We start from the raw sequence: 19731 nt of genomic DNA on the forward strand, positions 1-19731 counted from the left end.
TGAACGGTAGGAGTTGGAGCGCGCACGAAGGCAAGCCCCGGTCATGGGCGTCACCCGCGCCCATGACCGGGAGCGATGGCTCAACGGCCGTAGTAGTCGTCGAAGTTCTTCGAGAACTCGCCGCCGTTGAAGCCGTCCCAGTTGATCGACCAGGCCATCAGCCCGCGGAGGGCGGGCCAGCTGCCGTGGGGCTCGTAGCCGCCGCAGTCGCTCTTCTTCGTCAGGCAGTTGAGGGCCTTGGTCACATCACCGGGCGTGGTGTGGCCACCCCCCGCGTTGGGGCTCGCGGGCAGGCCGATCGCCACCTGCGAGGGGTCCAGCGCGGGGAAGACGTTGTCGGCGTCGCCCGCCACCGGGAAGCCGCTGAGCAGCATGTCGGTCATCGCGATGTGGAAGTCGGCGTTGCCCATGGTGTGGTATTGGTCGTCCAGTCCCATAATCGGTCCGGAGTTGTAGTCCTGGACGTGCAGCAGGGTGAGATCGTCCCGCAGTGCGTGGATGACCGGCAGATACGCCCCGGAGCGCGGGTCCTGGCCGCCGGAGGCGCCCGAGCCGTAGAACTGGTAGCCCAGCTGCACGAAGAAGGTTTCCGGGGCCATGGTGAGGACGAAGTCGGATCCGTACTTCGCCTTGAGCGACTTCACGGCCGCGATGAGGTTGACGATCGCGGGGGTCTTCGGGTTCTTGAAGTCGGTGTCGCCGTCGTCCAGCGACAGCGAGTGGCCCTCGAAGTCGATGTCGAGGCCGTCCAGTCCGTAGGTGTCGATGATCGCCCCGACCGACTCCACGAACTTGTCGCGGGCGGCGGTGGTGGTGAGCTGCACCTGGCCGTTCTGCCCGCCGATGGATATCAGCACCTTCTTGCCCGCGGCCTGCTTGGCCTTGATGGCGGCCTTGAACTCGTCCTCCGACTCGACGTTCGGGCATTCGCTCTGGGGGCAGAGGCTGAAGCGGATGTCGCCGGAGGTGGTGGAGGTGGGTTCGCCGAAGGCCAGGTCGATGACGTCCCAGCTGTCGGGGACATCGGCCATCCGGGTGTATCCGGAGCCGTTGGCGAAGCTCGAGTGCAGATAGCCCACGAGCGCGTGCTCGGGGAGCGCCGCCTCGGCGGTGGCGGTGGTACCCGCGTCCGCGGTCGTGGCCGAGAACGTGGCGAGCAGCCCGGCCGCGGCGACGGACGCGCACACGCCGGTCAGGACCCTCTTGCTCAGGGGGATACGGAGGCTCATGGGGCCGCTCCTTGGTGTGGGGGAACGCGGAGCTGAAGTGGGTCGGGAGACATGGGGGATGGGGGGAGATGGCGCGCCCATGAGACAACAGGACTAGACCAGTAGTGTCAATGGTCCGGACCAAAAACGCGTCAGACCGTGGACAGGTCGATGGCCCGGTCGATGTCATCGGGGCGCAGCACCCGCAGGATGCCTTCGAGCAGGTAGTAGTCGGCGTACGGGAGCGAGATCTCGATGCCGTCCTCGCTCGGGCGGTTGCGGGTGCAGCGTGCCACGATCGCCTCGGCGCGGGTGGACTTGGTGGTCAGGCAGGTCTGCGACAGCGCGGTGAGCAGCCGCAGCGCCGCCTCGCGGTAGCGTGGTTCGCCGGTGGCCTTGGACAGGTCGAGCAGACCGCAGGCCATGACCGCCCCCGCGGAGGCGTCCTTGATGTCGTGGGGTGCCTGCGGGGCGAGGTAGTCCCACACGGGGACGTCGTCCGGGGTGAGCGCGCCCAGGGCGAAGTCGGCGAGCTTCCGCGCGGTGGTGAGGAATTCCCCGTGGCCGGTCCTGCGGTAGATCGTGGTGAAGCCGTAGATCCCCCATGCCTGCCCGCGTGACCAGCAGGAGTCCCGGCTGTAGCCCTGTACGGTGGCCGGGCCGAGGGGAGCTCCGGAGGACGGGTCGAAGTCGTAGACGTGCGGGGTGGATCCGTCCGGGCGGAGGAAGGTGCGCTGGGTGGTCCTCGCGTGCTCCACGGCGATGTCGAGGTAGCTGCTGTCCCCGCTCTGGCTGCTCGCGAACGCCAGCAGATCGAGGTTCATCATCGTGTCCATGATGACCCGGCCCGCGTTCGCCTGTTCGTCCAGCGCTCCCCAGGCCCGGATGAATCGGCCGCGCGGGTTGTACCGCCGGATCAGCGAGGAGGCCGCCCGCAGCGCACCCGTCCGCCATGTGTCATCACCGGTGAGCCGCCACGCGGTGACCCACGAGGGGTAGAAGAGGAATCCGAGGTCATGGGTGCCGGTGTCGCTCTGGCGGGGGGCGAGCTTCTCCGCGGAGGCGAGGGCCAGGGTGCGGAACCGCTCCTCGCCGCTGTGCAGCCACGCCATCCACAGCGTGCCGGGCCAGAACCCGCCGACCCAGTCGCCGTTCTGGGAGTACGTCCACTTCTCGAACTTCGTCCCCACCGGGAAGCCGCTCACCCCCGGTGCGACCGCGCGCAGCTTCGCCACCGCGTAGTCCGCAGTCTCGCCGAGGGTGCGGAGCGTGGCGGCACGGCCGGGGGCCTCCGCCGCCGCCTGGGCCGCGGGAGCGATCGACGTGGCCGCCACCGCGGTACCGGCCGCGGTGCTCAGCAGGGCTCTCCGGGAAACGCTCATCAGTGTCCGCCCTTCACAAGGGGTGCATCCGACAACGACATGACGACATGCGGTCCGTGCGCTCAGCCGCCTGTGGGGCGCGGGCGGGACACCCGCGCCCCACAGGCGAACCGCTGGAGCTGGTTGAGCTGGTGGAGCCGGTGAAGAGTGCTGCGGGATCAGGGGTACTCGGTCACGTTCGCCACGTTGCTGTTGGCGTCCGAGGGACCTCCGGTGTCATTGATGACATGGTTGATGGTGCCGGTGCCACCGAGCGAGACGGTGACCATGTCATGGAACGCCACGTCCGGGCTCTGGGGAACCTCGAAGGCGTGCTCGGCGGTGACGGACTTGTTGGTGTTGAAGAAGCAGTAGCTGCCCAGGCCCCACGCCTCATGGCGTTTCACCGAGTCGGCCACCTTGTAGGCGGCGTACCCCTTGGTGGAGCCGTTCATCCAGGCGTCCTGGTCGGGCGGGTCGTAGGGCATCTCGTTCTGGTAGAAGTACGTACGGCCGCCCTCGCCGTTCCAGGTCGTCTGGTGCTTCTGGTAGTGCTCGACGAACAGCCCGTACATGGTCACGTCGTCGCCGTTGACGATGAGTCCGTTGTCGGCCGTGTTGGAGTCCCAGCCGACGCCGTCGCCGTGGTCGGCACGCCAGATCCACGTGTGGTCGCCGATCACGTCCGAGCTGTTGACCACCAGGCTGGTGGACGCCTTGCCGACGCCCGCGCCACCGACCCGGAAGAACACGTCGTGCAGCGAGGTGGGGTTGTCGGCGTGGTCCGCGGCCGAGTCCTCGGGGCCGACCTGCATCAGCGTGTCGGAGTTCTCGGTGCCCGCGTCGATGAGCAGACCCGCGAGCTTGACGCCGTCCACATCCGCCACGTTCACCGCCGAGACCCCGTTGTCGGGAACCAGCGTGGCCAGCCCCAGACCCAGGACCACGGTGTCCGGCTTGGTCACCTTCAGCGGTGCGTCGAGGTGGTAGACGCCCGGGGTGATGAGCAGGTGCTTGCCCGCGTCGAGCGCCGCGTTCATCTCCTCGGCCGTGGCGTCCGGCTTGGCGATGAAGAAGTCGCTCAGCGGAAGCGATTCGCCCTTCGGCGTCCCCGAGGACCAGGACGTGCCCGTCGAGTCCTTGCGCACCTCCGGCACGAACACCTTGTACGCGCCGTCGTCGTCGACGTACAGGAACGGCTTCTCACGGGTGATGGGCGACTTGTCGACCCGGGTGTACGGCGGGTTGGGGAAGTCCCCGGCCGGGGCGTTCTGCGCGCCGACGAACACCATGTTCCAGTTGGAGCCGGTCCAGCCGCCCCATTCGGTGTTGCGGGACAACCACTGCTGCTGCGAGCCGGACTTCACCTGGCCGTCGACCTTGGTGTCCGCCAGCAGGCCGCCGCTTGACCAGCCGCCGTCGTCCAGCTGCAGATCGCCCTTCAGATGCATCCGGCGGTACGGTGCGGCCTGCGAGACGGCCCAGCGGTCCGCGCCGCCGTCCGGGTTGACGGCGAGGTTCTCCGCGTCGCGCCAGAAGTTCTGCGTCGCGTTGCCGTCGAACCAGTCGGCCTCGGCGTGCACCTGGCCGTTGATGGTGGTGTCGTCGGGCGACAGGCCGAGGCCCGCCACCTGGGTGTAGAAGCCGACATTGGCCTTGACGTCGTACGAGCCGGGCTTGAACAGCAGGGCGTGCCTGGCCTGGCCGAACTGGTTCTCCTCCTGCTCGCCGAAGACCGAGTCGAGCTTGCCCTGGATCTCCTGTGCGGACATCGACGGGTCGAAGATCTGCACATGGGGGCCCAGGTCCGGCTCGGCGTCCGCGCCGTGCGCCGACGGTACGGTCAGCGCCGCGGCGACGGCCCCGGCCAGCACGGCGAACGCGGCGGTGGCGCGGGCGGCGCGACGGCGTCGCCGGTGTCCGGGCTGGGGGGTGTCGCCGGTGGTGTCCGCCGCGGTGGCGTCATGCGTCCCGGTGGTGTCGTTCGTCATGGTGGTGTGCCCCCTCAGCCCTCGTACCGGGCGAATATCCCGGTGAACTGCCAGGGCTCCTGGTCGACTCCGGAGCAGGTGTCGTCGTTCGGGTAGTCGCCCGGGCAGGGGCGGTCGCGGTTGACGGACCAGAAGGAGAGCCGCGACAGGTGGTGCTCGGAGGCGTAGGCCAGGATCGACTCGAAGTCGTCCGTGGTGACGGTCTCCTTGACATCGGTGATGCCGTTCATCGAGGACAGACCGCTGTGCCGGTACGCGTCCTCGTCGCTGTAGCCGTAGGCGCCCTTGACGGCGTTCTTCAGCCCGTCGGTGGCCTGCTTGGTCAGCTCGGCCATGTTCTGGCCCTCGCCGCCGAAGTCGAACGGCATGATGGTCCAGCTGTCGGCCTCGAAGTCGGACTCTGCGGCCCGGCGGATCATGCCGTCGTCGGGGCCGCTCTGATCGCTGGGGAAGGTGACGTAGGTGAGCAGCCCCGGATTGTCCGCCTTCACCTGCTTCAGGGCGTCGATCGTCTTCTGCTGGACGGCCGGGTCGTTGTAGGCGTCGCCCTCGATGTCGATGTCGATCGCCTTGAGGCCGTAGGCGTCGATGACCTTCTGGTAGGCCCCGGCGAGTGCCTTCGCGTCGGCACAGGACCGCTCGAGCTTGTTGCCGCTCGCGCCGCCGAAGGACGGCACCACATCGCCGCCCTTGGCCCGTACGGCGTTCACGGTCTGCTCGTCGGCGCCACCGGCCAGCGGGCGGCTGCCGTCCCACTGGGGGTCGCAGTCGCCCGCGTCGAGGACGAAGGCGAGGGTGAACCAGCCGACTCCGGTGGCGTCCATCACCTCGCCCGGGTCCGGGGGATTGCCCCAGCCGTTGTAGAGGTAGGGGGCGACGGCGGCGGGTGCGGCGGACGCCGTGGCGCGGTCCTGGCCGGTGTTCCCGGCCCAGGCGGCCGCGGTCGTGCTCGCGGCGGTGGCCGCGAGGACCGCGGCCACGGCCAGAACGGCCCGCCGACGGCGGCGCTGAGCGCGGTCCCTGGCGGAGAGGTCTTCGCTGTGATTCATGTGGGGGGATGCCTTCCTGACACGCGGACGGGCCCCGGCAGTGGGCATGTCCGTCAGACAGGCGCCGCCGCAGCCCGCGACATGCGGTGTCCGGCCGGAAGGTCACGGCCGGACTCTCGGGCCCATATATTTCGGGAGTTGAACGTGTCTCGTCAATAGGTCCGCACCAATGAATGACATGCCTTCAAAGGACGAACCCGCGGGACGTGTCGCCGGCGTCCACGGTGGCGAACAGCCCTTCGTGCAATGACTTGTTGGCATATCTGGTCCATACCAAACCCTTGACAGGCTTTTCCTTCACTTCTTAACTCACGTAATGAACTAAGTACCGCTGAGCTCCCTCACGCACCCGGTCGGCGCCGTACCACTTGGTTCACATGCGCCTCATGCCTCTCCGCACCTGTCATCGCCTGTTTCCGGAAGGGAGAGTCATGGACTCCCCGCGCTTATCCCGACGACTGCTGTTGTCCGTCGTCTCGGTCCTCGCCCTTGTGTCGCTGTCCACCGGACTGGCACCGGGCACCTCGGCCTCCGCGGCGAGCCCCGCCGCCAAGCCCTCCGCGAAGTCCACTGCGAGACCTGACGCGGCGAGACCCGCGGCGGTCGCCGCCACGTTCTCCGATGAGTTCGACGGGCCCGCCGGGTCCGCCGTCAACGGCGGCAAGTGGCAGATCGAGACGGGGGACAACGTCAACAACCACGAGCGGCAGTACTACACGGCGGGCAACAGCAACGCCGCCCTCGACGGCCAGGGCCACCTGGTCATCACCGCCCGCCGCGAGAACCCGGGCAACTACCAGTGCTGGTACGGACGGTGTGAGTACACCTCCGCCCGGCTGAACACCTCCGGCAAGTTCACCACCACCTACGGCCGGGTCGAGGCCCGGATGAAGATCCCGCGCGGGCAGGGCATGTGGCCCGCGTTCTGGATGCTCGGCAATGACATCGGACAGGTCGGCTGGCCCAACTCCGGTGAGATCGACATCATGGAGAACGTGGGCTTCGAGCCCTCCACGGTGCACGGCACCCTCCACGGCCCCGGATACTCGGGCTCCGGTGGCATCGGCGCCGGGTACTCCCTGCCCGGCGGCCAGGCGTTCGCCGACGCGTACCACACCTTCGCCATCGACTGGAGCCCGAACGCGATCAGCTGGTCCGTCGACGGCACCGTGTACCAGCGGCGCACCCCTGCCGACCTCGGTGGCCGCCAGTGGGTGTTCAACAAGCCCTTCTTCGTGATCCTCAACCTCGCGGTCGGCGGCTATTGGCCCGGGGACCCCAACGGCAGCACCTCCTTCCCCCAGCAGCTCCTGGTCGACTACGTCCGGGTCAGCACCGACGGCGGACAGCCGAGCGGCGGTGCCATCACCGGTGTGGGTGGCAAGTGTGTGGATGTGGCGGGTGCCAATAGTGCCAATGGGACCCCGGTGCAGCTGTATGACTGCAATGGTTCCGGTGCGCAGCAGTGGACGGTTGGTTCCGATGGGACGATCCGTGCGTTGGGGAAGTGTCTGGATGTGGCGTCGGGTGGTACGGCCGATGGCACCGCGGTGCAGTTGTGGGAGTGCAATGGGAGTGCGGCTCAGCGGTGGTCGGTTCCGGCGGCGCGGGACATTGTGAATCCGCAGGCCAATAAGTGCCTGGATGCTACGGGTGGGAGTTCGGCGAACGGCACCCGGCTGCAGATCTGGACCTGCACCGGCGCCACCAACCAGAAGTGGACGGTGACCAGATGAAGCGCGGACTCCTGCGCGGCCCCGGGGCGCGCGGCGTACTCGGCGCCGCTGTCGCCGCCGCCCTCCTCACCGGTCTGACCAGCCTTCCCGCGAGTGGCGCGGCGGCGGCCACCGGCCAGATCACCGGTGTGGGTGGCAAGTGTGTGGATGTGGCGGGTGCCAATAGTGCCAATGGGACGCCGGTGCAGCTGTATGACTGCAATGGTTCCGGTGCGCAGCAGTGGACGGTTGGTTCCGATGGGACGATCCGTGCGTTGGGGAAGTGTCTGGATGTGGCGTCGGGTGGTACGGCCGATGGCACCGCGGTGCAGTTGTGGGAGTGCAATGGGAGTGCGGCTCAGCGGTGGTCGGTTCCGGCGGCGCGGGACATTGTGAATCCGCAGGCCAACAAGTGCCTGGATGCTACGGGTGGGAGTTCGGCGAACGGCACCCGGCTGCAGATCTGGACCTGCACCGGCGCCACCAACCAGAAGTGGACGGCGCCGAGCGGTGACACCACACCGCCCGGACCGGGTGCCATGGCCGTGGCCCCGTACCTCTACAACGGCTGGGGCAGTCCGCCGAGCCCCACCACCGTGATGAACGCGACCGGCGTCAAGTGGTTCACCCTCGCCTTCGTGCTCAGCAACGGCTACTGCAACCCGCAGTGGGACGGTGGCCGTCCGCTCACCGGAGGGGTCGACCAGCAGACCGTCAACACCGTGCGGTCGGCCGGCGGCGATGTCATCCCGTCCTTCGGCGGCTGGAGCGGCAACAAGCTGGAGAGCTCCTGCGGCAGTGCGGGCGAGCTGGCCGCCGCGTACCAGAAGGTGATCAACGCCTACGGGCTCAAGGCGATCGACATCGACATCGAGGCCGCGGCGTACGACAGCCCGACCGTCCAGCAGCGCACGGTCGACGCGCTGAAGACGGTCAAGGCCAACAACCCCGGCATCAAGGTGTACATGACCTTCGGCACCGGCCAGAACGGGCCCGACAACAGCCTGATCAGCAAGGCCGCCGCCGCAGGGCTCACCGTGGACAGCTGGACCATCATGCCGTTCAACTTCGGGGGAGCGGGCCAGAACATGGGCCAGCTCACCATCCGCGCCGCCGAGGGGCTCAAGAACACAGTCAAGAGCGCCTACGGCTACTCGGACGACCAGGCGTACCGGCACACCGGCATCTCGTCGATGAACGGCATCACCGACAACGGCGAGACGGTGACCGTGGCGGACTTCCGCACCATCCTCGGCTACGCCCAGCAGAGGCACCTCGCGCGGCTCACCTTCTGGTCGGTCAACCGTGACCGGCCCTGCACCGGTGGCGGAGCCGACACCTGTTCGGGCGTCTCCCAGCAGCCGTGGGACTTCACCCGGGTCTTCGCCCAGTACGGCGGCTGATCCATGACCTGACCGTTTCCTATAGGAAGACGGGAGATGAGATCCGGCGCCCGAGGCTCAGGGGCGCCGGATCTCGCCTATGCAAAACGCTTCTTGCAGGGCTTTTTGTCGAGAGTCTTGACGGGGCGATCCGACTGGCACACCATCGCGGCATCAATATCCTATGTGATTCGTGGGGGTGAGGAGGTGCGTCTCCGGACCACATCCCTTCTGCCGGGAGCCGTCGCCGTGGGGTTGCTGGCCCTGGGCTCGACGGCCTGCACACTCAAGAACTCGGGCGAGCCGACGGGCGGGCGGGCCCCCGCGTCCGCGCGGGCGGGCAGCGGCTCGGCCGTGCTCGAGGACGGGTCGGACACCAAGGTCGCGCTGGTCCCCGGCGGTGCCCACCCCTACTTCCAGCCCTGGAAGGCCGCGGGTGCCAAGGCCAAGGAGACCTACCGGCTGGGGGACGTGAGGTTCGACGAGACGGCGGAGTGGGACCAGCAGAAGCAGAACAACCTGCTGTCCACGCTCGCGGCACGCGGCTACAACGCCTTCGGCGTCTTCGGGGTGTCGCCGACCGACATCAACACCACGTTCGCGGACCTGAAGTCGCAGGGGCTCACCGTGGCCTCGCTCGGCTCCTGCCCGGCGGGGAAGGAGAACGAGGCCGACTTCTGCCTCTCCACGGACGTCGAACTCGCCGCCTACAAGGCGGCCAAGGCCGCCATCGACGCCATGGGTGGCAAGGGCAGGCTCGTGCACCTGACGGGCAACAACGTGGACGCCAACACCCAGCTGCGGATCAAGGGCGTGGCCAGGGCCGTGAAGGAGTCGGGCGGCAAGGTGACGCTGCTGCAGACCGTCACCGACATCGACAAGGACCTCCAGACCGCGCAGAAGGCGGTGTCCGACCTGCTGACGGCCAAGGGCAAGCAGATCCAGGGCATCGTCTCCACCGCCTACAACCCGGCCGTCGCCGCCGCCGACGCCGTCAAGGGCTCCGGTTCGCGGGCGAAGGTCGTCGCCATCGACGACGACGCCAAGATCCTCGGCTCGATCAAGCAGGGCACCGTCACCGCCACCGTCGTGCAGAACCCGGTGGGGCAGGCCGAGGTCGGGGCGTGGGCCCTCGCACTGCTCCAGACCGAGCAGTGCGCCATGCACAGGCCGGGCCAGTCCGTCGACTCCGGCTCGTTCGTCGTCACCAAGGACAACCTCACGACCTACGACCGTGCGCGGAGGGCGAAGACCGCCCAGCTGAAGAAGCGGTTCGCCGAAGACGTCCTGGCCTGCGGCTAATCCCCGCCGTCGCCGCACCGCAGAGAGTTGCCGCCCCGCAGAGAGTCGCCGCATCACAGAAAGCGGACATCACCGGATGAGCATCATCACGACCGCCACGGCCAAGCTGGCCGACATCGCCGTGGAGACCGACCGCACCGACGCCGTGCAGTCCTTCGTCAAGCAGGAGACGGTACTCGTCGACCTCACCACGGCCGACGGCAGCGCGGGCACCGGCTACGCGTACACCATCGGCACCGGCGGCAGCTCCGTACTGGCGCTGCTGCGGGACCATCTGCTGCCCGCCCTCATCGGCCAGGACGCGCGAAACGTCGAGGCGCTGTGGCAGCGGCTGTTCGCCCTGACCCGCGCGACCACCACCGGAGCCATCACCTCGCTCGCGCTCGCCGCGGTCGACACCGCGCTGTGGGACGTGCGCTGCAAGCGCGCGGGCGAGCCGCTGTGGCGGCTGGCCGGTGGCCACCGCCAGGAGGTCCCGGTCTACGACACCGAGGGCGGCTGGCTCCATCTGACCGCCGACGACCTGGTGAAGGGGGCGCTGCGGGCCCAGAAGGCCGGATGGGCCGGTATCAAGATCAAGGTGGGCAAGCCCCATCCGGCGGAGGACGCCGAGCGGCTGCGCGCCGTGCGCGAGGCGGTCGGCCCCTCGCTGCACATCATGACGGACGCCAATCAGTCGCAGACCATGTCCTCCGCCCTCCGGCTGGCGGCCGCGCTGGAGCCGTACGACCCCTACTGGCTCGAAGAGCCCCTTCCGGCGGACGACATCAGTGGCCACGCCCGGCTGGCGCGCGCGACACGGATTCCCGTCGCCGTCGGTGAATCCCTATACGCGCTCCCGCAGTTCCGCGGCTACCTCGAGACCGGCGCCGCCTCCGTCGTACAGGTCGACGCCGCCCGCGTCGGCGGGATCACCCCCTGGCTCAAGGTCGCCCACACCGCGGAGAGCCACAACGTCATGGTGTGCCCGCACTTCCTGATGGAACTGCACATCAGCCTCGTGGCCGCGGTGCCCAACGGCGGCTACGTCGAGCACATCCCCCAGCTGCGGGCCGTGACCCGCGGCGAGCTGACGATCCGGGACGGGATGGCCGTGGCGCCCGACGTCCCGGGCATCGGCATCGACTGGGACATGGACGCCATCGATGACCGGAGGGTGGCATGACGGCACCCGTCATCCCGCCGGGCGGCGACACCCGCGCCGCCCCATCGCGCCCCGCCCACCGGCTGCCGTTCTGGGTCAACCAGCGGCTCGGCCTGCTGGTGCTCGTCGTCGGCCTCAGCGCCCTGTTCGGTGCGGTGCAGCCGACCTTCCTCGACGCGCGGCTCGTGCTCTTCCCGCTGGTGCGGGACGTCTCCGCACTGACCGTGGTGGCGCTCGCCCAGATGGTCGTCCTGTCGGTGGGGCATATGAACCTGGCCGTCGGACGGATGGCCGCCTTCGGAGCGCTGTTCGCGGGGCTCGGATACGACCGGCTGGGTCTGCCGCTGCCCCTCGGCCTGCTGCTGTGCCTGTGCGCCGGAGCCGCCATCGGCGCGCTGACCGGCTGGATCATCACCCGCACCGGGGTGAGCTCCTTCGTCGTGACCCTGGCGATGGACTTCGCGCTGCTGGGGCTCGTCTCCCTGCTCTACTCGGCGCTGACCGAGAACGCCGCGTTCACCACCAAGCCGTCGGGGCTCGCCGAACTGCGCTCGTACTCGCTCGCCGACATCTGCGTCGGGCCGGTGTGCGGATCCCCGGCGATACCGCAGCTCGCGCAGTTCACCGTGCTGTCCCTGCTCGGCCTCGGCTTCCTGTACGGCGCCACCCGCATCGGCCGGGAACTGCTGCTCACCGGCGCCAACCCCGCGGCGGCGGAGCTGTCCGGCATACCCACCGGCCGCCGTGTCGTCCTCGCGCACACGCTCTCGGGGCTGCTCGCCGCGCTCGCCGGGTTCATGGCCGCCGTCGGCACCGGGACGTTCCGCGCCTCCATCGGGGACGACTTCATGCTGCCCTCGTTCCTCGGCTCGGTGCTCGGCGGCACCCTGCTCACCGGTGGTGTCGTCTCCGTCGTGGGAGCGCTGCTGGGCACCGCCCTGGTCGGGGTCATCCGCAAGGGGCTCGATCTGCTCGGGGTCGGCCTGGAGAGCCTGAACATCTACCTCGGCTGCGTGCTGCTCCTGGCCCTGTCGGCCGACCGGGTGCGCACCGTGGTGTCCCATCGCAAGGTGGTGCGTTCCACATGAACACGGTCCACGTGAACACGATCCGCGACCGGGGCGCCGCGGCCCTGCGCCGCCTCTCCCGCTCCACGGCGATGACCCTGCTGTGTGTGGTGCTCATCGGCTATCTCGCCCTGGGCGTGGCCTCCTCCGGCTCCTTCTTCGAGGGCCCGTCGGTGCGCACCTTCCTGCGCTACCTGGCCACTCCCGTGCTCATCGGGCTGGCCCAGATGGCGGCGCTGTGCGTCGGACAGCTCAATCTCGCGGTGGGCGCGCTCGGCGGCTTCACCGCCTGTCTGATGGGTGTCCTCATGGCGGACCAGGGGGTGCCCGCCGGGGTCGCGGTGGCGGCCGGTGTGCTGACGGCCACCGCCATCGGACTGGCGACGGGCCTGTTCATCGTGGTGACGAGGATCAACGGCTTTATCGTCACCCTCGGCACGATGACGATCCTCCAGGGGGCGCAGTACGGACTGACCGGCACCCGCACCGTCGACGGATACTCCGCCGCGCTGGGGGACTTCGGCCGGGCGGCCCCGCTGAACGTGCCGCTGGTGTTCCTCACCGCGCTGGCCGCCGCGGCCCTGCTCGCCGCCTTCCTGTACCGCACCACCGCGGGCCGGCGGCTGCTCGCGGCGGGTGGCAATCCGCTGGCCGCCAGGCTGTCGGGCATCTCGACCGACCGGCAGATCGTGCTCGCCCACACCCTGTCGGGGCTCCTGATCGGAGTGGCCGCCCTGACCGCCACGGCGTCGCTGCCCGGTGTCAACCGCAGTGTCGGCGGCGACTGGCTGCTGCCCAGCTTCGCGGCTCCCATCATCGGCGGGGTCGCGCTCACCGGTGGCTCGGTTGCGGTGCTCGGCACGGTGCTCGCGGCCTTCGTGATGCGGCTCATCGACGCCGCGCGGGCGCAGTTCTCGCTGGATCCGAGCTGGGTGAACTTCCTCATCGGCGTGGTCGTGCTCGGCACGGTGGTCGGCGGCCGTATCCACCAGAGCCACCTGGCCAGGAGGGGTGGTTCGCGCGGCGGCGCACCGCCCGCCCCACCGCCCGCCCCACCGCCCGTCCCGCCGCGGAGCGACGCGCGGCCCGCCGCCGTGTCGCCGCACCCGGGAGGCTCCGGATGAATGACGTCCTCCTCGAATGCCAGGCCATCGTCAAGGTGTTTCCCGGCGTACGGGCCCTGGACGGGGTCGGGCTGCGCCTCACCGCCGGGTCCGTCCACGCGCTGCTCGGCGAGAACGGCGCGGGAAAGTCCACCCTCATCAAGGTCCTGACCGGGGTGCACACTCCCGACAGCGGCCGCCTCCTCTGGCGCGGCGGCGAGGTGCACATGCGCTCGCCACTCGAGGCCACCCGCACCGGCATCGGCGTGGTGCACCAGGAGCGTAATCTGATTCCCGGCTTCTCGGTGGCCGAGAACATCACCCTGCAGAGCCCTCCATCGCACCGGGGTCTCATCGACCGGGCGGCCATGGCCGACCCCGCCCTGCGGTGCCTCGGAGAGCTGGGCCTGGACCTCGACCCGGACCGGCCGGTCCGTGAACTCTCCGTGGCACAGCAGCAGTTGGTGGAGATCGCGAAGGCCCTGTACACGGAGAGCCGGGTGCTGCTCCTCGACGAGCCGACCGCTTCCCTCTCCCCGCGGGAGGCGGAGCGCCTTTTCGAGGTCGTGCGGCGGCTGAAGGCCCGGGGGACATGTGTCGTCTTCGTCAGCCACAAGCTGGAGGAGGTGTTCGCCGTCTGCGACACCGTCACCGTACTGCGCGACGGCGCCTCCGTGCTCGAGTCCTCGCCGCTCGCCGAGCACACCCAGGACGACGTGGTCGGCCTCATGGTGGGCCGCGCCCACGCGGCGACCGAGATGCGTCCCCGGGAGGTGGACACCGCCGCGGCGCCGGTGCTCTCGTTCGACGGAGTGTCCACGGCCGCCGGCCACCGGGACATCGGCCTGGACGTCGGGCCCGGCGAGATCGTCGGACTGTACGGGCTGGTCGGCGCGGGCCGCAGCGAACTGGTCAAGGCCGTGCTCGGCCTCGACCGCGTCACCGGCGGTGAGATCCGGGTGCACGGCGAGCCGGTGCGCATCACCTCCCCCCGGCAGGCGCTGCACCGCTTCGGCATCGGCTATCTCACCGAGAACCGCAAGGAGGAAGGGGTCTTCCTGGAGCAGCCCATCGCCCGGAACATCACGGTGACGGTGTGGAAGAGGCTGGCGAAGGCGCTCGGGTTCGTCTCCGCTCGCGAGGAGCGGGACGTGGCGCACGACCTCGTCGAACGTCTCGGCATCCGCACCGCCGGGCTCGGGCAGACCGCCGGTGAGCTCTCCGGTGGCAACCAGCAGAAGGTGAGCCTGGCGAAGTGGCTGGCGGCCGACACCCGGCTGCTGATCGTGGACGAGCCGACCGTGGGTGTCGACGTGCGCACCAAGCACGCCTTCCACGAACTCATCTGGGAACTGGCCCGCGGCGGGCTGCCCATTCTGCTGATCAGCAGCGACCTCGCGGAGATGATCACACTCGCGGACCGGGTGGTGGTGATGGCCGACCACCGGATCCGCGGCGAGCTGGACAACGACCACGACTACGAGCGGATGAGCGGCCGGATCATCCGCGTCATCCACGACCGCGCCACCTCGGCGGTGCGCCCGCGGGCGCAGGAGGCATAACGCGCAACGCACAGGGGGCGCACGGCGGCCCGGGCCAGGCTTGCCCCTGAACGGCGCCCCTCACCTGGGTAAACTGTTGCCGCCCCAGACGCCCCGATCAGCACCAGGAGGCCGGATGCCGCCGCAGGACACCTCCGCGCCCGGGGCACCGCGGGACGGGCGGGGACGGGAGGCGCCCCCCGCCCGTCAGGCGCAGCCCGCCCCCCAGGCGCTTTCGGACAGTGTCTACGAGAACATCAAGGCCATGGTCATGGACCATGAGATCACCCCCGGCGGACGCGTCAGCATCGAGGCCCTGTCCCGCTCCCTCGGCGTCTCCCCGACCCCCATCCGGGAGGCGCTGGCCAGGCTGGAGGCGGACGGCCTGGTGGTGAAGCGGCCGCTGTCGGGGTACCGCACCACCGCGCTGCTGACCCGGCAGGGGCTCGAGGAGCTTTTCGAGATGCGGCAGCTGCTGGAGCCGAGGGCGGCGGCGCTCGCCGCGGTCAACGCGCGCGAGGACCAGCTCGACGCCATCGAGCGGATCGCGGAGGAGATGCACACCCACCCAGGGACCGCAGCCGGGCGCTACGCGGCCTACCGCGGCTTCGCCGCCCTCGACCAGCGCCTCCACGACGCGATCGCCCGGGCGTCCGGGCGGCCACTGCTCGCGGACGCGGTCGAACGGCTCCACTCCCATCTGCACATCTTCCGGCTGAACAGCCAGTTCGGCGCCGATGACCCGACCCTCGCGGAGCACCAGCGCGTGGTGCACGCGATACTGCGCCGCCATCCCGACCGGGCGGCCGAGGCGATGGCGGACCACCTCGCCCGCAGCCTCGGGCGTCAGCTCAGCCGGGACGAGGGGCCCTGATCCGCGCCACCCGTGGCAGCGCCGGGTAGGTGTCAGTAGGTGGTCGGGGCCGGGGCGTTGAGCCGCAGAAGGGATGCCCGGCCGTCCCGCAGGCGCAGTTCGGTCAGGGCGCCGTTCTCCAGCCGGGGAAACACCTGGCGGTAGCGGGCGAGCGGGATGCCGAGCACCTGGCAGAGGACCAGCCGGACGAGGGTGGAGTGGGCGACGACCAGGACCCGGCCCCCGGGCACCTCATGGGCGATGTCCAGCAGACAGGCGAGCGCGCGGTCGGCGGCCCCGGCGGGGTCCTCGCCGCCGGGCAGATGATGGGCGACCGGATCGGCCAGGAACGCGTCCAGCTCGGCCGGGAACCGCTCCCGCATCTCCGCTCGGGTCAGCCCCTCGCCGCGCCCGAAGTCCACCTCGTACAGCCGCTCGTCCACCCGCGGGGTGAGGCCGAGCACGGCGGCGGCGGGCTCGGCGGTGAGCCGGGCGCGGGACAGCGGTGAGCTGAGCACCGCGTCCAGCCGCTGTCCCGCGGCCCAGGCGCCGAGCTCGGCGGCCTGCTTGCGGCCGTGTTCGGTCAGTGGCACATCGGTGCGGCCGGCGTAGCGGTTCTCCGCGTGCCACACGGTCTCCCCGTGCCGTACGAGGACGAAGTCGGTCACTGGCCGGCCCTTCTGTGGGCGTGGGCGGCCACCTCCGGCTCCAGCCAGCCCCGGCGGACCAGCTCGTCCACGAAGCCGAGGTAGCTGGGCAGCAGCCGGGCGGTGCGGTCGGGATCGGGGTGCAGCCCGACTCCGTCGCGCACCATGGCGGCGGCGGCCCGCTCCAGCGTGACGCCCGAGGCGGTGGCGGCGAGCACCGCCATGCCGATGGCGCTCTCGGCCTGCTCGGGCAGGGTCACGCTCCGGCCGAGGAGGTCGGCGCGCAGCTGTGACCAGTAGCGGTTGCGGGCGCCGCCGCCGGTCAGGCTCAGCGGGCCGTCCACCGGAGCGCCGATGTGCTCCAGGTGGTCCAGGCAGAGCCGTTCCACACAGGCCACGCCGAGCAGACAGGCGTGGAACTCCTCGGCCGCACCGTAGGGTTCGCCCAGGACGAAGGGGCGGGCGTCGGGCGCGCGGAACGGGAAGCGCTCACCCCGCTCCCCGGCGAGCGGGTAGACGACCGCGGTGGAACCGGTCGTAGCGGCCGCCCCGGTGAGGGCGTCGAGGTCGGCGCCGGGGAAGCGGCGGGTCAGCACGCCCGCACCGCTGCTGGAGGCGCCGCCGGGCAGCCAGCCGCCGCCGGGCCCGCGGTGGCAGTAGACCACCCCGGCCGGGTCGTGCACCGGACGGGGGCTGGCGCCCTTGAGGACGAGGGTGGTGCCCAGCACCGAGTTCCAGGCGCCCGGGCCGAGCGCGCCCGCCCCGATCTGGGCCGCGCAGCCGTCGGTCATCCCCGCCACCATGGGGGTGCCGGCGGGGATCCCGGTGGTGGCGGCGGCCCGCCCGCAGACCGTGCCGATCACCGTGCCGGGCCGTACGACCTCAGGCAGCAGGCCGTCGGGGACACCGAGGGCGGCCAGCTCCTCGGCGGGCCAGCGGTCGGCGAGCAGGTCGTAGCCGGTCTTCAGGGCGTGGCTGGCGTCGCCGGGGGTCTGCCGCCCGGCCAGCCGCCAGGTGATCAGGTCGGCCTGGTGCAGCAGCCGGGCCCCCGGCGGGACATCGGTGTGCCGGAGCAGCCACAGGAGTTTGGGCAGGGCCCAGGACGGCTGCATGGTGCGGTAGCCGAGCCTTCGCCACACCGCCCCGCCGACGGTGTTGACGCGGTCGGCGTGGTCCGCGGCGCGCCCGTCGTCGTACATCAGGGCCGGGGTGAGGGGCGTGCCGGACGCGTCGGCGAGGAGGACGGTCCCGGAGGTGGCGTCCACCGCCATCCCCCGCACCCGCCCGTCGTCGATGCCGCTCAGGGCCTCGCGGCAGGCGGCACCGGCGGCGGACCACCACTGCTCGGGGTCCTGCTCGTGGCGTATGCCGTCACGGTGGCTGGTCAGGGGGCGGGAGGCCGCGGCGAGCAGCTTCCCGGCGCCGTCCACGGCGACGGCGCGCACGCTCTGCGTACCGAGGTCCAGGCCGAGATGGACGGCGTCGGGGGACAGCGCGTCAGACATACGAGGTTTCCGGACGGGGGTCATGGGGGTGCCCAGCGGAGGTGCCGACGGGCCCCCGGGCTGGCGACCAGCCCAGGGAGCGGGCCGCGTCCCGCCAGGCCAGGTGGGCCGCGGACAGCTCGTCGTAGAGCGCGGCCCGGTGCGGGTCCGGTGCCCAACTGGCGCCCCTGCGCACGTACGTGAGGGCGGCGTCCTCCATGCTCCGCTCGGCGCCGGTGAGCACCAGACCGGTGAGGAAGGCGCCCTTCGCGCCCGGTTCGGTGTCGGTACCGCGGGCCGTCGGGACGCCGGTGGCGTCGGCGATGAGCTGACACCAGCGGTCGCTGCCCGCGCCTCCGCCGCACAGCCGCAGCTCGCGCACCTCGGTCCCGGAGGCCCGCAGACAGTCCCGTACGACGAGGGACAGCCCCTCGAAGACCGCCCGTGCCAGATCGGCGCGGGTGTGGTCCAGCGAGAGGCCCCAGAACGTGCCGCGGGCCCGCCCGTCGAGGAACGGCGCACGTTCCCCGGCCGGTGAGAGGTGGGGGAGGAAGCCCAGCCCGGCGGCGCCGGGTCCGGACGCGGCGGCGAGGTCCCCGAGGGCGGCGGGGCTCTCGACGGCCAGCGTCCGGCACGCCCAGTCCAGCACCTCGGTGCCCGACAGGGTGGGGAGGGCGCGCAGCAGCCGCTCGTGGCGGCCGAAGGCGATGGTGATGCCGCACGGCTCGCCCGAGGTGTCCACGGACCGGCGCACCACCTCGGTGCACAGGGTGGTGCCGAGGATGGCACACGCCTGCCCGGGGTCGACGACCCCGGCGCCGCGGGCGGTGGCGGCGATGTCGTACGGGGCCATCACGACGGGAAGGCCGGTGGCGAGGCCCAGTTCGGCAGCCGCGCGGTGGGTGAGCTCGGCGACGCACTCGTCGTGTCCGAGCACGCGCGGCAGCAGCCGACGCGCCCACGCCAGGCCGAACAGGTCCACGATCGCCGGGTCGTACGCGCCCGTGGCGTGGTCGAGGAACGGGGCCGACGCGTCGGAGGCGTCGATCGCCGTGACGCCGGTGAGCCTCAGGAACAGCCAGCCCGCCGCGGTCAGCGCGGTGTGCGAGCGCTCCAGGCGCTCCGGGTCGTGTCCGGCGAGCCAGCTGAGCACCGCGTTGGGCATGCCCGCACAGGTGAGGGAGCCATTGCGGCGGTACGCCTCCGCCAGGACACCATCGGCCTGCCAGCGCGCCAGCAGCTCACCGGCGCGCCCGTCGGACCACAGGATCGCGGGGCCGGTGGGGCGGCCGTCGCCGTCGACCAGCCAGCAGCCGTCCCCCTGGGCCGTGAACGCGATCAGCCGCACCGCGTCGTGCCCGGGTCCCAGCTGGGCCATCGCGCCGCGCACGGTGGAGACGACTCCGCGCCACACCGCGTCCATGTCCTGCTCGGCCCATCCGGGATGGGGGCGCAGCACCTCCGTACCGACGCGGGAGACCGCCACTTCCCTTCCCTCGGTGTCGAACACGACGGACTTGATGACCGACGTGCCGACGTCGACAGTGAGAACCGTCATGACCGGAATACCTGTCCCATACCTGCCCCTTCACCACGGCTGGAGCGGCGGCGTACCAGTGGATGGCCGCCGCTTCCGGGGAACCGACACCGTCGGCGGAGTTGCACGCCGACCAACCCAGCGAATCGCCGCCGGGAAGCCACGTCAATCGGGGCGCGGGATTATCCCGCGCCCGGCGCCCGGCACCGTGCGATGTCCTGGGCCACCGGCCCCGCACACGGGGGAGGCGACGTCCCGCACCCGTGTTACGTTCGCGTGAGTTTCACAGCAGTCCGTCTCACAGCGATGCGCCGGGGCACCGCGCCGGGGTGGTGCGGAAGGGTAAG

13 protein-coding genes and 2 pseudogenes are annotated in these 19731 nt (G+C 70.8%); 8 read left to right on the forward strand and 7 right to left on the reverse strand.

The annotated features are described in order from the left end of the window. Window positions 1–80: 80 nt before the first annotated feature. From VT50_RS09115 to VT50_RS09130, 4 genes and pseudogenes are all read right to left on the reverse strand, one after another. A pseudogene (locus tag VT50_RS09115) lies at window positions 81–1127 on the reverse strand (chitinase); the annotation flags it as partial. A gap of 233 nt (window positions 1128–1360) precedes the next feature. Further along, a complete protein-coding gene (locus VT50_RS09120) occupies window positions 1361–2590 on the reverse strand; it encodes a glycoside hydrolase family 88 protein (protein WP_046088307.1) in 1230 nt (409 codons plus the stop codon). 158 nt (window positions 2591–2748) lie between these two features. Further along, window positions 2749–4560, reverse strand: coding sequence for a coagulation factor 5/8 type domain-containing protein (locus VT50_RS09125; protein WP_240529094.1), 1812 nt, complete (start codon window positions 4558–4560; stop codon window positions 2749–2751). A gap of 14 nt (window positions 4561–4574) precedes the next feature. After that, window positions 4575–5447: pseudogene (locus tag VT50_RS09130) on the reverse strand (chitinase); the annotation flags it as partial. A 593-nt stretch (window positions 5448–6040) separates the two neighbouring features. Here VT50_RS09130 and VT50_RS09135 point away from each other — a divergent pair. The 8 genes from VT50_RS09135 to VT50_RS09170 all read left to right on the forward strand — a co-directional run bounded on the left by VT50_RS09135 (window position 6041) and on the right by VT50_RS09170 (window position 15737). Continuing rightward, a complete protein-coding gene (locus VT50_RS09135; protein WP_079343793.1) occupies window positions 6041–7345 on the forward strand; it encodes a glycoside hydrolase family 16 protein in 1305 nt (434 codons plus the stop codon). Next, window positions 7342–8727, forward strand: a complete 1386-nt coding sequence (locus VT50_RS09140; RefSeq protein WP_079343794.1) for a chitinase — start codon at window positions 7342–7344, stop codon at window positions 8725–8727. The genes VT50_RS09135 and VT50_RS09140 overlap by 4 nt, the downstream gene beginning before the upstream one ends. A gap of 228 nt (window positions 8728–8955) precedes the next feature. Continuing rightward, the gene (locus VT50_RS09145) at window positions 8956–10008 is read left to right on the forward strand and encodes a substrate-binding domain-containing protein (RefSeq protein ID WP_240529095.1); all 1053 of its coding nucleotides are present in this window, start codon (window positions 8956–8958) and stop codon (window positions 10006–10008) included. A gap of 76 nt (window positions 10009–10084) precedes the next feature. Then, the gene (locus tag VT50_RS09150; protein WP_046090796.1) at window positions 10085–11173 is read left to right on the forward strand and encodes a mandelate racemase/muconate lactonizing enzyme family protein; all 1089 of its coding nucleotides are present in this window, start codon (window positions 10085–10087) and stop codon (window positions 11171–11173) included. Next, complete coding sequence (locus tag VT50_RS09155) at window positions 11170–12240, forward strand: ABC transporter permease (RefSeq protein ID WP_046090795.1); 1071 nt, start codon at window positions 11170–11172, stop codon at window positions 12238–12240. The genes VT50_RS09150 and VT50_RS09155 overlap by 4 nt, the downstream gene beginning before the upstream one ends. Further along, complete coding sequence (locus tag VT50_RS09160) at window positions 12237–13343, forward strand: ABC transporter permease (protein ID WP_046090794.1); 1107 nt, start codon at window positions 12237–12239, stop codon at window positions 13341–13343. Before VT50_RS09155 ends, VT50_RS09160 begins: the two co-directional genes overlap by 4 nt. Further along, entirely contained in the window at window positions 13340–14884 is a 1545-nt protein-coding gene (locus VT50_RS09165; protein ID WP_046090793.1) for a sugar ABC transporter ATP-binding protein, read from the forward strand. Before VT50_RS09160 ends, VT50_RS09165 begins: the two co-directional genes overlap by 4 nt. A gap of 115 nt (window positions 14885–14999) precedes the next feature. Further along, window positions 15000–15737, forward strand: coding sequence for a GntR family transcriptional regulator (locus VT50_RS09170; protein ID WP_046090792.1), 738 nt, complete (start codon window positions 15000–15002; stop codon window positions 15735–15737). Window positions 15738–15769: 32 nt separating this feature from the next. Here the strand turns inward: VT50_RS09170 and VT50_RS09175 are convergent, their stop codons facing one another. The 3 genes from VT50_RS09175 to VT50_RS09185 are packed head-to-tail and all read right to left on the reverse strand — an operon-like array spanning window position 15770 to window position 19405. Continuing rightward, the gene (locus VT50_RS09175) at window positions 15770–16384 is read right to left on the reverse strand and encodes a histidine phosphatase family protein (protein ID WP_079343795.1); all 615 of its coding nucleotides are present in this window, start codon (window positions 16382–16384) and stop codon (window positions 15770–15772) included. Further along, window positions 16381–17868 (reverse strand): FGGY-family carbohydrate kinase, encoded by a 1488-nt coding sequence (locus VT50_RS09180; RefSeq protein ID WP_079343796.1) that lies wholly within the window; start codon window positions 17866–17868, stop codon window positions 16381–16383. Before VT50_RS09180 ends, VT50_RS09175 begins: the two co-directional genes overlap by 4 nt. Then, complete coding sequence (locus VT50_RS09185; RefSeq protein ID WP_046088072.1) at window positions 17861–19405, reverse strand: FGGY-family carbohydrate kinase; 1545 nt, start codon at window positions 19403–19405, stop codon at window positions 17861–17863. The genes VT50_RS09180 and VT50_RS09185 overlap by 8 nt, the downstream gene beginning before the upstream one ends. Window positions 19406–19731: the final 326 nt, after the last annotated feature.

It is taken from the genome of Streptomyces antioxidans (genome assembly GCF_000968685.2).
GTDB lineage: Bacteria > Actinomycetota > Actinomycetes > Streptomycetales > Streptomycetaceae > Streptomyces > Streptomyces antioxidans.

Bases quoted from the DNA above. Each gene is read 5' to 3' on its own strand.
- VT50_RS09170 (WP_046090792.1), top strand. From the start codon at position 15,000: ATGCCGCCGCAGGACACCTCCGCGCCCGGGGCACCGCGGGACGGGCGG.
- VT50_RS09135 (WP_079343793.1), top strand. From the start codon at position 6,041: ATGGACTCCCCGCGCTTATCCCGACGACTGCTGTTGTCCGTCGTCTCG.
- VT50_RS09120 (WP_046088307.1), bottom strand. From the start codon at position 2,590: ATGAGCGTTTCCCGGAGAGCCCTGCTGAGCACCGCGGCCGGTACCGCG.
- VT50_RS09150 (WP_046090796.1), top strand. From the start codon at position 10,085: ATGAGCATCATCACGACCGCCACGGCCAAGCTGGCCGACATCGCCGTG.
- VT50_RS09155 (WP_046090795.1), top strand. From the start codon at position 11,170: ATGACGGCACCCGTCATCCCGCCGGGCGGCGACACCCGCGCCGCCCCA.
- VT50_RS09185 (WP_046088072.1), bottom strand. From the start codon at position 19,405: ATGACGGTTCTCACTGTCGACGTCGGCACGTCGGTCATCAAGTCCGTC.
- VT50_RS09165 (WP_046090793.1), top strand. From the start codon at position 13,340: ATGAATGACGTCCTCCTCGAATGCCAGGCCATCGTCAAGGTGTTTCCC.
- VT50_RS09180 (WP_079343796.1), bottom strand. From the start codon at position 17,868: ATGTCTGACGCGCTGTCCCCCGACGCCGTCCATCTCGGCCTGGACCTC.
- VT50_RS09160 (WP_046090794.1), top strand. From the start codon at position 12,237: ATGAACACGGTCCACGTGAACACGATCCGCGACCGGGGCGCCGCGGCC.
- VT50_RS09125 (WP_240529094.1), bottom strand. From the start codon at position 4,560: ATGACGAACGACACCACCGGGACGCATGACGCCACCGCGGCGGACACC.
- VT50_RS09140 (WP_079343794.1), top strand. From the start codon at position 7,342: ATGAAGCGCGGACTCCTGCGCGGCCCCGGGGCGCGCGGCGTACTCGGC.